Below are 12,395 nucleotides of genomic sequence, written 5' to 3' on the forward strand. Positions count from 1 at the left end.
GTGTTTGTCCGTACGGCGAGCGAACGCGACCTTGAAAACATCAAGGCGCTGCTAGCCGAAACGTGGCATGCGACCTATGACGCCATCTACGGCATCGAGCGGGTCAATGAGATTACCACGGAATGGCATTCGCTGTCCGCGCTCAAGGCGCGGCTGACCCGGCCCAATTCGGAATTCCTCGTGGCCGACGACGGCAAGAAGATTTCCGGAATGGCATTTGCAGCCGCAACCAGCGGCTCAAAGATCGTTGTGCTCTACCAGCTTTACGTGCGCCCTGAGAATCAGGGCGCCGGCATCGGCCGCATGCTGCTCGACGAGATCGAGCAGAGCTTTCCCGAAGCCCATTCGATTCGCCTCGAGGTCGAAGAGGCGAACGCTCAGGCGCTGGGCTTTTATCTCGCCAATGGCTTTGTGAAGTCTGGCGCCGACCCGGACCCTGAGGCCGAGCAGGCGGGGGTATCTTCGCTGGTTCTGGAAAAGCCCCTGGGCTGAAGCTGCAGCCTAACTGGCGGCTATCTCGACATTGTCGATCAGACGCGTCTTGCCCAGGCGAGCCGCGACCAGCACGCGGCCGTCGCTATTCATCTGCCACGGGGCGAGCGTGAGGCTTTCGCGCGCCTCGACATAGTCGACCGTATCAAAACCGGCGTCGAGAATCGCCTTGCGAGCGTCGGCCATTGTGGCCTTTTCCTCGGCACCCGCTTGCAGTGACGAAGCAGCCTTGCGCAGCACCTTGTTGAGTTGCTGGGCTATCGCGAGTTCGGCGGGGCTGAGATAGGCGTTGCGCGACGACATGGCGAGGCCCTCGGCATCGCGGACTGTCGGCGAACCCAGAACGTCGACCGGCAGGTCGAGATCGCGACACAGCTTCTTGACGACGCAGAGCTGCTGGTAATCCTTTTCTCCGAACACGGCGAGATCGGGCGCCACCTGGATGAACAGCTTGGCGACAACTGTGGCGACACCGTCGAAAAAGGCCGGGCGGAAGGCCGTTTCAAGCCCGGCGGAGGGCCCGCCGACTGCAATCGAGGTGGCAAAACCCTTCGGATAGACCTCGTCGACACCGGGCGTGAAGGCAAGGTGGACGCCGGCTGCCGCCAGACGGGCGAGATCCTGAGCCAGCTGGCGGGGATATTTGTCCAGGTCTTCGGTCGGCGCGAACTGGCGCGGATTAACGAATATCGAAACGACGCAGCGGTCGGCACGCTCAAGGGCGGCGCGCATCAGCGAAATGTGGCCGTCATGCAGGGCACCCATGGTCGGCACCAGCGCGACCTTCAGGCCCTCGGCGCGCCATGCCTGCACTTGCGCGCGGAGCGTGGCAATGGTTTCGACGATAATGGTCATGCCTTGTCCTTGTTCAGGGAAAACAGGTGCTCGGGACCGGGGAAAGCGCGGCTGCGGACGTCACGTGCGTAATCCGCCGCGGCTTTGGAGACCGTGTCGCGCAAGAATGCGTATTCCTTCACGAATTTAGGCACGCGGTCGACTGTGAGGCCAATGGCGTCGTCGATGACCAGGATCTGGCCATCGCAGGCGGCACTGGCGCCGATGCCGATGGTCGGAATGGCGATGCGCCGGGTGATTTCCGCAGCCACCGGCTCTACGGTGCCTTCGATGACGACCGAAAACGCGCCGGCTGCTTCGACAGCCCTGGCGTCGGCGTAGAGCGCTTCTGCATTGGCCTCGGAGCGGCCCTTGATCTTGTAGCCGCCTTCTTTTTCGACCGACTGCGGCAATAGCCCGATATGGCCCATGACGGGAATGCCTGCGGCAACGATGGCAGCGATCTGGGCAGCGATGGCGACACCGCCTTCAAGCTTGACCGCATCGCAGCCGGTTTCACGCATGATGCGCTTGGCACAAGCGACGGCGTTTTCGACCGTGTCCTCGTAGCTGCCGGCCGGCATGTCGACGACGACGCAGGCGCGGGCCGATCCACGCATTACCGCCTGGCCATGCGCGATCATCATGTCCATGGTCGCACCGAGCGTGTTTGCATGACCGTGCAGCACCATGGCGACGCTGTCGCCGACGAGCAAAAGGTCGACATGAGGGTCGAGCAGGCGGGCGATGGGGTAGGTGTAAGCGGTCAGACAGGCGATGGGCTCGCCACGCTTGCGGGCCAACAGCTCGTCGGGCGTGATGCGGCCGGCAGGCGCGTCAAAAGCCATGTCTTTTCCTCCCTCGACCGGTTCCGGCCTAAGCCAGTCCGAGAGCCCGAGTTGGGCCAGAGTCCATTAGGGACCGGCTAAGAATTTTGCAAGTGCGAGATGAAGGCGTGAGCAAGTGCGAGATCACATCGTCCATCAGGACGAGAGGCGCGCTGCCTCTTCTTGCGCGAGGCGGTGGATGTAGACGGCAAATTCAGGATCTTCGCCGGGCAGCAGCTGGGGCAGGGCGTTACGAAAATCTTCGCGCCGACACCATTCGCGCATGAAATCCTCCCACGACGCCCAGTGGCGTTTCTTGCGCTCCGGCATGTCAGGTTCGTGGGCGACGAGATAGGCGCGTTCGAACAGCGCGATCAGGATCGAAAACATGCCCATAAGCCGATCGCGCTGCTCATCGTTGAGATCAACCGTCGCATTTGCCGACTGGAGCCTGAGGTCTGAGTGGTTGAGCGACAGCTTGAGGAAGTTCGTATAGCCGTCGGCGAGCATCTGGTAGATCTCTTCTTCTTCGTTGATCCGCTGCTTGCGCTGCTCGAAGACGAAGACAAAAATGGCGAGCGGCAGGCCGAAGATCGTGACCAGCATGCTCAGCATTTCAAGGGTTTGCATGAAGGGCATCGTCTATGCGGCCGCGGTTGGCGTGCGTCCGCTTTCCGAACTTGACCTTCGGCAAAGGACTGTCCTCATCCAGACCTCAGAGCTGTCCGCCTTGATTGCGACGGGCGATCTTGGCCAGCAGCAGGCCAAGGCCCACCGCCAGGACCACGATGCCTAGGATGATCAACCAGCTAGATCCAGATCTGTAGCCTTCGGCAGCTACCAGGAAGCCAATGATGATTGCGATCAGACCTGTGAGTTTGTTCATCAAAGGATGAACTCTTTCCCCGCTTACGGCCATGTCGAACCTCCGCGCCAGTAGTGGAGCTACAGCCTGACGCCAGAGTACAGTGCTGGACCGTGCGCGTCGAGTTCCCGCTGACAGCCGGGCAACTCTTGCAAGCTGTCACTGATTGCCTGCCAAACGTCGCATACCCCAAGATTGGGCGTCTAAAGCCTTGCCTTCGGCACGGCCTGACGCCATAAGCAGGAGACTTTCGACGCGCCTGCCGCGAGGATCCGATGAAGAAATTCCTTGTTCAATTTTTCACCTGGTGGAACGGCCAGACCCTTGGCACGCGTTTCCACACCTGGCGCAAGGGCACCAAGGTGGGCCAGGACGAATTCGGCAACGTCTACTATGAAGGCGGCAAGGACTCCGAGGGGCGCACGCGCCGCTGGGTCATCTACAATGGCGTTTCGGAAGCTTCGATGATTCCGCCCGGCTGGCACGGCTGGATGCATCATCGCGTCGATGTAGCGCCGCCGAGCGACAACTACATTCCGCGCGACTGGCAAAAGCCGCATCAGCCGAACCTGACCGGTACCGGCGGCGCTTACCGTCCGAAGGGCTCGGTGCTTGGCAACACGCATCGTCCGCAGGTCACCGGCGACTATGACGCGTGGACGCCTGGCGCATAAATCAGCTCATCGGCGCGGACATTTGTCGCCACAATTGGCGGCTAACTCCTTGCCCATAGGCACCAGGCGATTAGCCTTGGCGCGTGGGAATCACCGGGTGCACAACGCTCCGGGCGCAACGGCGGTAATGACTGCATGACATTTTTTGGCCGGTATCCCTCGAGCGGACGATCGAAGGCAAAAGCTCTGCTTGCCACGGTTGCGCTGTGTGCAGGGCTTGGCCATGCGATGGCCCAGGACAGCATAGAGCGGCTTCCGCTCGATCAACAGGTCGAGCAAGGCGACGATCTTCCGGCAATCGATGTACAGCCGTTGCCTGGCGAAGCGCAGCCGGTTCCAGGCGAAGCCCAGCCGGTCCCGAGCGAAGCACAGCCTGCGCCGCAAGTCGCGCCTAAGCCTCAGCGCATCAAGAATCCGATCGCGGAGTTCGCCGGCATCGACAAGATCACCGGCCGTATCATCACCTTCGACGTCTATGTCGACGAAACGGTGCAGTTCGGTGCCCTGCAGGTAACGCCGCGCGTCTGCTACTCGCGGCCTCAAAACGAGGAACCCAAGACGGATTCCTTCGTCGAGGTCGACGAGATAACGCTCGACCGCAAGATCAGGCGCATCTTCACCGGCTGGATGTTTGCCGAAAGCCCGGGCCTTAACGCCGTCGAGCATGCCGTCTATGACGTCTGGCTGAAGGCATGCAAGCAGAAGTCGGACGTGCCGGCACCGGAAGCCGCCAAGACAAACTGATCTTTGTCGGAACCGCATCGACCTCATGGCGTTTGTCGTTGTGAACAACGCCAGCGGAGGATGCTGCGGTGACCATCAATCGTGACGAACTTCTCGAACTCGAACGGGAATTCTGGACCGGCAATCAGGCGTTCTTCGCCGAAAACGCCGACAGGGAGTGCCTCGTCGCGTTTCCCGATATGGCCGGCGTGATGAGCAACGCAGAGATTGCCGCGACCGCCACGAAACCGAACCGCTGGCGGAACCTGGAAATGAAGCTGCAAGGCATCGTCGAGCCGGGCAGCGACATCGTCATGCTGACTTACCAAGCCAAGGCAATCCGCGACAATGGCGAGCCTTACTCAGCCCTCGTCAGTTCAGGCTATGTGCACCGTTTGCAGGGCTGGAAGATGATGTTCCACGCGCATACGCCGACCAGGCCGGAGGCCAGCAAGGCCAGTAGCTAGTAGCGGTGGTCTCATAAGCTTTCCCTGCAGCAATCGCATCGCAAGTCGCGGCCCGCATCCTCCAAATGAGCTCGGGAAAACATTGTAGCCGCCCAGATTAACCATCATGACACAATGTTCACCCAGTCCATTAATCTTCTGTTAACCAGAAATACGAATGGACCGTGGAGAATTGTAATTGATTTCGAACGAGCAGATCATAGACGCCGCAGTAGCAACGCGTGATCCGTATGCCGACAGCAACAGTCTTGAGTTCAGATTCAGGTCTCGACGCTTTGTCAAAATACGTCAAATCATCGAGGATATCTTGGGCGAGCGCGGCCAGGCTCACATCCTCGACATCGGCGGGACCGAGACATACTGGCTGATCGGGCGCGATTTCCTCCGTCAGAACAGGAGCAGGATCAAGATTACGCTGGTCAATACCGAGCCCGAGAACGTCAAGGACGAAATGATGTTCACGGCACTCATCGGCGACGGAGCCGACCCTCGGCTGTTTGCCGGCAGCCAATTCGATCTCGTGCATTCGAACTCGGTGATCGAGCATGTCGGCAGTTGGGACCGGATGTGCGCCTTCGCGGAGAACACCAAGCGACTGTCTTCGCGCTATTATGTCCAGACGCCGAATTATTGGTTCCCCTACGAGCCACATTTCCGCTTTCCCGGCTTCCAGTACCTGCCGGAAAAAGTCCGTGTTGCACTCATCATGCGCTATTCGCTCGGGTTCTTCAGACGGATTGACGACGTCGCAGAGGCCCGCGATATCATCCATCATCATCAGTTGATCTCAACGAGGCAGATGCGGGAACTTTTCAGCGACGCCGAGGTCAGCCACGAGAAGGTGCTCGGCCTCAACAAGTCGATCATCGCAGCCAGGGCGTAGCAGCTAGACCAAGACGGTTTCAGGGTGCGAAAGTAGCTTCGCCGATTAGAGCCTTGGCCAGCATCTTTTCGTATTTGTCGCGTGGGACATCGACCGCGCCGAACCGTTTCAGGTGGTCGGTGGTGAATTGCGTGTCGAGCAAAAGGAAACCACGCTGCTTGAGCCGCTCGACCAGATGGACGAGGCAGACCTTCGAAGCGTCTGTCTCGCGCGAAAACATGCTTTCGCCGAAGAAGCAGCGGCCCAATGACACGCCGTAGAGGCCGCCTGCCAGTTTGCCGTCGCGCCACGCCTCGACCGAATGGGCGTGGCCGATACGGTGCAGGTGGGTGTAGGCTTCACGAATCGGCGCGTTGATCCAGGTCGACAGGCGCCCCGCGCGCCGCTCGGCGCACGCGTCGATGACTTCTTCAAAATCGCTGTCGAATCGGATTTCGAAATGGCCTTGCCGCATCTTCTTGGCAAGGCTGTGGGGCACATGGAAGGTGTCGAAGGGGATGATACCGCGTGTCTCGGGTCGGACCCAGAAGACCTCCGGATCCGACGCACTCTCTGCCATGGGAAACACGCCCGACGCATAGGCCTTCAGCAGAAGGTCCGTGGGTATGGTGTAGCCGGGCGCATAAGGACGGGTCATGCGACCCCCAGTCTACTCGCCTTTCGCGAGGTGTTTTTCCAGCCAGTGAATATCGTAGTCGCCATTTGCAATGTCGGGGTTGCCGACGAGATCACGAAACAGCGGCAACGTCGTCTTGATACCATCTACCACAAATTCGTCGAGTGCGCGGCGCAGACGCATCATGCATTCGACGCGGTTGCGTCCGTGCACGATGAGCTTGCCGATCAGGCTGTCGTAGTAGGGCGGGATCTTGTAGCCGGAATAGACGCCCGAATCGACGCGGATGCCCAAGCCGCCGGGTGTGTGGAAATGCGTGATCGTGCCGGGCGAGGGCACAAACGTACGGGGATCCTCGGCGTTGATACGGCATTCGATGGCGTGGCCATGGAAGCGGATGTCATCCTGAGTGACTGACAGCCCGCCGCCAGAGGCAACGCGGATTTGCTCATGCACGAGGTCGATGCCGGTGATCGCTTCAGTGATCGTGTGCTCCACCTGAAGACGGGTGTTCATTTCGATGAAATAGAACTCGCCGTTCTCGTAGAGGAACTCGATCGTGCCAGCACCGGAATAGCCGAGATTGGCCACGGCGTTGGCGCAGATGTCGCCGATGCGCGAGCGCTCTTCGGCATTGAGGGCCGGCGAATTGGCTTCTTCCCAGACCTTCTGGTGGCGGCGCTGCAGCGAGCAGTCGCGCTCGCCGAGATGGACGCCCTTGCCGGCACCGTCGCCAAAAATCTGGACTTCGATGTGGCGCGGCTTCTGGAGATATTTTTCGATGTAGACGGCATCGTCGCCAAAGGCAGCACCGGCCTCCGAGCGTGCCGTGGCAAGCGCGATCTCAAGGTCTGCCTCGGTGAGTGCGACCTTCATGCCGCGGCCGCCGCCGCCGGCGGAAGCCTTGATGATGACCGGGTATCCAATCTCGGCGGCGACGCGCTTGGCTTCCTTTTCGTCGCTGACGGCACCTTCCGAGCCTGGAACGACCGGAATGCCCAGGCGCTTGGCGGTGCGCTTGGCTTCGATCTTGTCGCCCATGATGCGGATATGGTCACCCGAGGGGCCAATGAAGGTGATGTTGTGAGCGGCCAGGATGTCGGCGAACTTGGCGTTCTCCGACAGGAAGCCGTATCCGGGGTGGACGGCGTCCGCTCCGGTGATCTCGCAGGCCGCGACGATCTGGTGGATGTTGAGATAGCTGTCGCGTGACGGCGGTGGGCCAATGCAGACGCTTTCGTCCGCAAGGCGCACGTGCATGGCGTCAGCGTCGGCGGTGGAGTGCACGGCAACCGTCTGGATGCCGAGCTCCTTGGCCGCGCGCAGCACTCTGAGGGCGATTTCGCCGCGATTGGCGATCAGGATTTTCTGAAACATGCGCGCAGCCTTCCGGCTTACTCGACGACGACGAGCGGCATGCCGTATTCGACAGGCTGCGCGTCTTCGATCAGGATCGCCGTAACCGTGCCGGAGCGTGGCGCGGGAATCTGGTTCATCGTCTTCATGGCTTCGATGATCAGCAGGGTCTGGCCTTCCTTGACCACCGAACCGACCTCAACGAACGGCTTCGCGTCGGGCGAAGGCGCCAGATAGGCGGTGCCCACCATTGGCGAGGGCACGGCGTTCTTGGAAATGTCGATGACCGCGGGAGCCGCGACCGCTGCGACCGGCGTCGAGTTCACAGCCATAGGTGCGGCCATGACAGGTGCGGCAACCGCATGCACGGCCTGCGCCTGGCGCGACACGCGCACCTTCAAGTCGCCGAGTTCGACTTCGATCTCGGTCAGGTTGGTGTCGTTCAGAATTCCTGCGAGGTCGCGGACGAGCTGTTGGTCAACACCATCGGTCTTCTTCGTCGCCATGTTTAAGCCTTTTCTCTTCCTGTTTCCGGTCAGAGCCGGGCGGCCAGCGCCTGAAGCGCCAGCGTATATCCGAGCGGCCCGAAGCCGCAGATCATGCCCACCGCCACCGGTGCCACCATCGATTTATGGCGGAACGGCTCGCGGGCGTGGATGTTGGAAAGGTGCACCTCGGCGACCGGTAGCGGCGAGACGGCACGAATGGCGTCCTGCAGCGCGATCGAGGTGTGGGTATAGGCGCCAGCATTCAAGATGATGCCGACAGCCTTTTCGCCCGCCTCGTGAATCCAGTCGACCAGGTCGCCTTCATGGTTCGATTGGCGGAAGTCCACCGCGAGCCCAAGCGAAGCGGCTGCTGTCTGGCAGTCGGCCTCGATGTCGGCCAAGGTCTTGCCGCCATAAATCCCGGGCTCGCGTTTGCCCAGCATGTTAAGGTTCGGACCGTTGAGGACGAAAACTGTTTTCAATGTACAGACCCTTCCACCCGCCAGATCCTTTCTGGCGCGGCGGACCCTCTATAATTGGCATAAGCCGTCGCGAAAAGAGCGCAAGCGACTTCTTGCGCTGTCCACAACGGCTCGCGCTGAACAATCGTTGTTCAGCAGGTGGAATCAGCCTGGCAGGCCTTGGCCGCGGCGATCTTCTCGGCGAGCACATCCTGGCCGAGCGCACCGAAGACGACTTCGTTGCCGACGACATAGGATGGGGTGCCGCTGATCTGCAGCCGGTTTGCAAGCTCATAAGTACGGTTGAAGGCTTCGGCGATCGCCGGATCGTTCATCGCTTCGCGCAGTTTGGCTTCGTTCGCACCGAGCTCAAGCGCGATCTTGATGGCATTGTCTTCGCCGGCGCGGCCTTCGCCGCCGAGCAGCTTGTCATGGAATTCGCCGTACTTTTCCGGCATCAGCTTGCGGAAGGCCATCGAAACGACATGGGCCTTCTGGGAATCCGGTCCGAGGATTGGGAATTCCTTGAGCACGAAACGCAGGTCGGGATTGGCCTTGGTCAGGGCGTGCATGTCGGCCTGGGCGCGCTTGCAGTAGCCGCAATTGTAGTCGTAGAACTCGACGATGGTGGTCTTGCCGTCGGGGTTGCCGACAATGCCGTCGAAAGCCGAGTTGAAGAGCTCGTCCTTGCTCTGCTTGATCACCTCGACATGGGCGACGCGCTGCTCTTCCTTCTGCTTGGCTTCGAGCGCGCCTTGCATTTCGAGCAGCAGCTCGGGATTGTCGAGCAGGTATTCACGCACGATGGTCTCAATCTGCTTCTTGTCGAGGCCAGCGGCGGCAGCGACCGCGGCCGGCTGCTTGGCGCTTTCGGCATGGGCCGTTCCGGGAGTGCCCGAGATGTAGCCTGCAGCCAGCATCGCAAAAGCGACAGCGATGCCAGTTGTGGCGAGAAGAATTGCTTTTTTCATAGTCTCAAACTCCAGCCCTTTTGGCTATGTCGCTGCCTGCGGTGCAAGGTTACTTCTTCTTGCCCGGCTGCTTGTAATTGATGATGTCCTGGGCACGCACCCAACCCGGCGAGCCGCGCTGCAGCTTCATTTGCGCGCGCATCGCGAAGATCTTGGCGTCCTGGTAGGCGCCGCTGTAATAATGGCCGTCGGCGGTTGCAAGGTCAGCATCGGCGACATCGCCGAGCATGCCATAGGCCTGCGCCAGATAGCGGTAACCGGAAGCGTTCTCGCGGTCACGGTCGAGACCCTTGCGTACTTCGACCACCGCCTTCTTGAGCGCGTCGGGTGTGCCGATAGCGAGATAGGCCTGGCCGAGAGCGATTGGCAGTATTCCCGAGTTGGCCGGGTCCAGTCGAACTGCGGTGGAATAGGCTTCCGCCGCCGCAGCCGGCTTGTTCGATTTCATCAGGATGTCGCCGCGCAATTCGTAAAAATAGGCGTTCTTGGGTTGCGACTTGATCAGCGCGTCGGTCTTGCTGAGAGCTGAACGCAAATCGCCGAACAGATAGGTTGCCTGCGCATCGCCATAGCGGCTGGCGAGCCCACCTGGGTCCTTGCGCAGCAGCCGCGACGCGGCGGCCTGGCCTTGTGTGTAGACGGCGATCTTTACGCGCGCCATGTCGTGACGCAGCTGCAGTGCTTCGGGATCGGTCTTGTCGAAGTAGGGGCTTTGATGCGCCAGCGTTTCCAGGTTGGCGATGCGATCGCGCGGCATCGGGTGGCTGACCTGATAGGGGTCGATCCGCGCGCCCGACAGCGAAAGTGCCGATTGGAAGCGCTGGAAGGTCTTCAGCATGCCTTGCGCCGACTGGCCGGTGGCATTGAGATAGGTGATCGCGGACCGGTCGGCGGTGGCTTCTTCCGAGCGCTGGTAGCCAAGCAGGCTGCGCCGGGCCATTTCCGAACCGCCCGCAATGACGCCGGCGCCTGCGGCACCCATGCCTTTGGTGTCGGTCGCAGCCCCCGCAATCATCGCGCCCGCCCCGAGCAATCCCGCCACGATGGCCATGGTCTGCGCGCGTGCGAGCTGCTCGCGCAAGCGTTCCTGGTGGCCGCCGGCGATGTGGCCGGCTTCGTGTGCGAGCACGCCGATAACTTCGTTCGGCGTCTCTGATGTCATCAGGGTGCCGGTGTTGATGAATATGCGTCGGCCCGCGACGAAAGCGTTGAAAGACGGGTCGTTGACGAGCACGATGTTGATGTTCGAATTGGCCAGCCCCGCGGCCTTGAGGATCGGCCGCGCGTATTCGCGCACCAGGGCTTCGATCTCGGCATCTCGCACGATAGGCACGCCCTGCGCATGGGCAGTGCCAGTCGATCCGAGCGCAAGGCAAGCCGACAGCGCGAGCGCGGTGACCGCGCGCGCTGATCTTGCGATGAAACGCGAAAGACTTTTGATGCTCTGCATGGCGGGAAACACTCGTAAACGAGCCGTCGGGCTGTGAAAAGACGGGCTGAGAAAACTCATCAACTTGTGATCCCCATATCAATCAGGCATTTGTGCGGCGCGTTGCCCCTATGTATGGCAAGGAAGAGTGGACGAAGATGGCGGTAGCGATTTCACGGCGCGGCGAGGTTGAGCCGTTCCATGCAATGGACATTCTGGCCGAAGCCAACAGGCTCAAGGCATTGGGAACGCCTGTCATTTCGATGGCAGTCGGTCAGCCTTCCGACCCCGCACCGCAACGCGTGCGTGATGCGGCCGCGGCGGCACTCGAGGTTGGCCGCATCGGCTATACCGACGCGCTCGGGCTCGCCGAGTTGCGCAAGGCGATTTCGGCGCATTATGCCGAGCATTACCGTATCAGCGTGCCCGTTTCGCGAATCGCTGTCACCACCGGCTCGTCGGCGGCCTTCAACCTTGCCTTCCTTGCGATGTTCGACGCCGGCGACCGCGTGGCGATCGCTGCGCCGGGCTATCCCGCTTATCGCAACATCATGGGCGCGCTGGGCCTCGAGGTCGTGGAGATCGAACTTGATGGCGCCGCCTATCTTCATGCCGAGCACCTGCGCGATGCACATCGCGTTAAGCCGCTCAAAGGCGTGCTGTTTGCGAGCCCGGCCAATCCGACCGGTGCCGTCGTGCCGGCCGGCGATCTCAAGGCGCTGGTCGACACCGCGCGTGAGCTCGGCATCGCGGTGATATCTGACGAGATCTATCACCGGCTTGCCTACGGTGCGCCCGATGTGACGGCACTTGCCTACGATGACGATGTGACGGTCATCAACTCGTTCTCAAAATACTACTGCATGACCGGCTGGCGCATCGGCTGGATGGTGCTGCCGGAGCGCCTGGTACGGCCGGTCGAGCGTATCGGGCAGTCGCTCTACATCTCCGCGCCCGAACTTTCGCAGGTCGCCGCCATCGAAGCGTTCAATGTCACCGACGAACTCGAGGCCATCAAGGCACGCTACGCCTGGAACCGCGAGCTTCTGGCCAAGCGGCTGCCTGAACTCGGATTCGCCTTCGCAGCCCCAATGGACGGTGCGTTCTACGCTTTCTGCGATGTGACGAAACTGACCAATGACAGCATGGAGTTTGCCCGCCGCATGCTGGCGGAAGCGCATGTGGCGGCAACGCCCGGCAGGGACTTCGATACCCTCGCTGGCCACCGGTATATGCGGTTCTCCTATGCTGGCAGTCATGACGATATGGTCGAGTCCATGGACCGCATCGAACGCTGGCTGCGCTGAGG

16 protein-coding genes are annotated in these 12,395 nt (G+C 61.1%); 6 read left to right on the forward strand and 10 right to left on the reverse strand.

Annotated elements, in window-relative coordinates:
- Window positions 1–492 carry a GNAT family N-acetyltransferase gene (locus C8K44_RS18880; RefSeq protein ID WP_109577441.1) on the forward strand — a complete coding sequence of 164 codons (492 nt, stop codon included), beginning with the start codon at window positions 1–3 and terminating at the stop codon, window positions 490–492.
- A 9-nt stretch (window positions 493–501) separates the two neighbouring features.
- Here C8K44_RS18880 and panC read toward each other — a convergent pair whose 3' ends face one another.
- The 4 genes from panC to C8K44_RS18900 form a co-directional block, all read right to left on the reverse strand.
- Complete coding sequence (gene panC / locus C8K44_RS18885) at window positions 502–1,347, reverse strand: pantoate--beta-alanine ligase (protein WP_109577328.1); 846 nt, start codon at window positions 1,345–1,347, stop codon at window positions 502–504.
- A complete protein-coding gene (panB, locus tag C8K44_RS18890; RefSeq protein WP_109577329.1) occupies window positions 1,344–2,174 on the reverse strand; it encodes a 3-methyl-2-oxobutanoate hydroxymethyltransferase in 831 nt (276 codons plus the stop codon). The genes panC and panB overlap by 4 nt, the downstream gene beginning before the upstream one ends.
- A gap of 135 nt (window positions 2,175–2,309) precedes the next feature.
- On the reverse strand, window positions 2,310–2,783 hold the full coding sequence (locus C8K44_RS18895) for a hypothetical protein (protein WP_245417543.1): 474 nt from the start codon (window positions 2,781–2,783) through the stop codon (window positions 2,310–2,312).
- An 85-nt stretch (window positions 2,784–2,868) separates the two neighbouring features.
- Entirely contained in the window at window positions 2,869–3,039 is a 171-nt protein-coding gene (locus C8K44_RS18900; RefSeq protein WP_245417544.1) for an LPXTG cell wall anchor domain-containing protein, read from the reverse strand.
- Window positions 3,040–3,293: 254 nt separating this feature from the next.
- Here C8K44_RS18900 and C8K44_RS18905 point away from each other — a divergent pair, with 254 nt between their 5' ends.
- The 4 genes from C8K44_RS18905 (at window position 3,294) to C8K44_RS18920 (ending at window position 5,765) form a co-directional block, all read left to right on the forward strand.
- Window positions 3,294–3,692, forward strand: a complete 399-nt coding sequence (locus tag C8K44_RS18905; RefSeq protein ID WP_109577332.1) for an NADH:ubiquinone oxidoreductase subunit NDUFA12 — start codon at window positions 3,294–3,296, stop codon at window positions 3,690–3,692.
- A gap of 228 nt (window positions 3,693–3,920) precedes the next feature.
- Entirely contained in the window at window positions 3,921–4,436 is a 516-nt protein-coding gene (locus C8K44_RS18910) for a DUF2155 domain-containing protein (RefSeq protein WP_245417545.1), read from the forward strand.
- Between the two features lie 68 nt (window positions 4,437–4,504).
- Window positions 4,505–4,882, forward strand: a complete 378-nt coding sequence (locus C8K44_RS18915) for a hypothetical protein (protein WP_109577333.1) — start codon at window positions 4,505–4,507, stop codon at window positions 4,880–4,882.
- 307 nt (window positions 4,883–5,189) lie between these two features.
- Window positions 5,190–5,765: a class I SAM-dependent methyltransferase gene (locus tag C8K44_RS18920; protein WP_245417546.1), complete on the forward strand. Its 576-nt coding sequence runs from the start codon at window positions 5,190–5,192 to the stop codon at window positions 5,763–5,765.
- A 19-nt stretch (window positions 5,766–5,784) separates the two neighbouring features.
- Here C8K44_RS18920 and aat read toward each other — a convergent pair whose 3' ends face one another.
- The 6 genes from aat to C8K44_RS18950 form a co-directional block, all read right to left on the reverse strand.
- Window positions 5,785–6,402, reverse strand: coding sequence for a leucyl/phenylalanyl-tRNA--protein transferase (gene aat, locus C8K44_RS18925; protein ID WP_109577335.1), 618 nt, complete (start codon window positions 6,400–6,402; stop codon window positions 5,785–5,787).
- A 12-nt stretch (window positions 6,403–6,414) separates the two neighbouring features.
- On the reverse strand, window positions 6,415–7,758 hold the full coding sequence (gene accC / locus C8K44_RS18930) for an acetyl-CoA carboxylase biotin carboxylase subunit (protein WP_109577336.1): 1,344 nt from the start codon (window positions 7,756–7,758) through the stop codon (window positions 6,415–6,417).
- A gap of 17 nt (window positions 7,759–7,775) precedes the next feature.
- Window positions 7,776–8,243, reverse strand: a complete 468-nt coding sequence (gene accB / locus C8K44_RS18935) for an acetyl-CoA carboxylase biotin carboxyl carrier protein (protein ID WP_109577337.1) — start codon at window positions 8,241–8,243, stop codon at window positions 7,776–7,778.
- Between the two features lie 29 nt (window positions 8,244–8,272).
- The gene (aroQ, locus tag C8K44_RS18940) at window positions 8,273–8,707 is read right to left on the reverse strand and encodes a type II 3-dehydroquinate dehydratase (protein WP_109577338.1); all 435 of its coding nucleotides are present in this window, start codon (window positions 8,705–8,707) and stop codon (window positions 8,273–8,275) included.
- A gap of 131 nt (window positions 8,708–8,838) precedes the next feature.
- A complete protein-coding gene (locus tag C8K44_RS18945) occupies window positions 8,839–9,657 on the reverse strand; it encodes a DsbA family protein (protein ID WP_109577339.1) in 819 nt (272 codons plus the stop codon).
- A 49-nt stretch (window positions 9,658–9,706) separates the two neighbouring features.
- Window positions 9,707–11,107 carry a M48 family metalloprotease gene (locus tag C8K44_RS18950; RefSeq protein WP_109577340.1) on the reverse strand — a complete coding sequence of 467 codons (1,401 nt, stop codon included), beginning with the start codon at window positions 11,105–11,107 and terminating at the stop codon, window positions 9,707–9,709.
- 137 nt (window positions 11,108–11,244) lie between these two features.
- On the opposite strand from C8K44_RS18950, the gene C8K44_RS18955 reads away from it, so the two are divergent.
- Window positions 11,245–12,393 (forward strand): aminotransferase class I/II-fold pyridoxal phosphate-dependent enzyme, encoded by a 1,149-nt coding sequence (locus C8K44_RS18955; protein ID WP_109577442.1) that lies wholly within the window; start codon window positions 11,245–11,247, stop codon window positions 12,391–12,393.
- Window positions 12,394–12,395: the final 2 nt, after the last annotated feature.

The sequence above is a fragment of the Aminobacter sp. AP02 genome (genome assembly GCF_003148805.1).
GTDB lineage: Bacteria > Pseudomonadota > Alphaproteobacteria > Rhizobiales > Rhizobiaceae > Aminobacter.

Coding starts and splice junctions, on each gene's coding strand:
- panC (WP_109577328.1), bottom strand. CDS start 1,347: ATGACCATTATCGTCGAAACCATTGCCACGCTCCGCGCGCAAGTGCAG.
- panB (WP_109577329.1), bottom strand. CDS start 2,174: ATGGCTTTTGACGCGCCTGCCGGCCGCATCACGCCCGACGAGCTGTTG.
- C8K44_RS18895 (WP_245417543.1), bottom strand. CDS start 2,783: ATGCAAACCCTTGAAATGCTGAGCATGCTGGTCACGATCTTCGGCCTG.
- C8K44_RS18900 (WP_245417544.1), bottom strand. CDS start 3,039: ATGAACAAACTCACAGGTCTGATCGCAATCATCATTGGCTTCCTGGTA.
- C8K44_RS18905 (WP_109577332.1), top strand. CDS start 3,294: ATGAAGAAATTCCTTGTTCAATTTTTCACCTGGTGGAACGGCCAGACC.
- C8K44_RS18910 (WP_245417545.1), top strand. CDS start 3,921: ATGGCCCAGGACAGCATAGAGCGGCTTCCGCTCGATCAACAGGTCGAG.
- aat (WP_109577335.1), bottom strand. CDS start 6,402: ATGACCCGTCCTTATGCGCCCGGCTACACCATACCCACGGACCTTCTG.
- accC (WP_109577336.1), bottom strand. CDS start 7,758: ATGTTTCAGAAAATCCTGATCGCCAATCGCGGCGAAATCGCCCTCAGA.
- accB (WP_109577337.1), bottom strand. CDS start 8,243: ATGGCGACGAAGAAGACCGATGGTGTTGACCAACAGCTCGTCCGCGAC.
- C8K44_RS18945 (WP_109577339.1), bottom strand. CDS start 9,657: ATGAAAAAAGCAATTCTTCTCGCCACAACTGGCATCGCTGTCGCTTTT.
- C8K44_RS18950 (WP_109577340.1), bottom strand. CDS start 11,107: ATGCAGAGCATCAAAAGTCTTTCGCGTTTCATCGCAAGATCAGCGCGC.
- C8K44_RS18955 (WP_109577442.1), top strand. CDS start 11,245: ATGGCGGTAGCGATTTCACGGCGCGGCGAGGTTGAGCCGTTCCATGCA.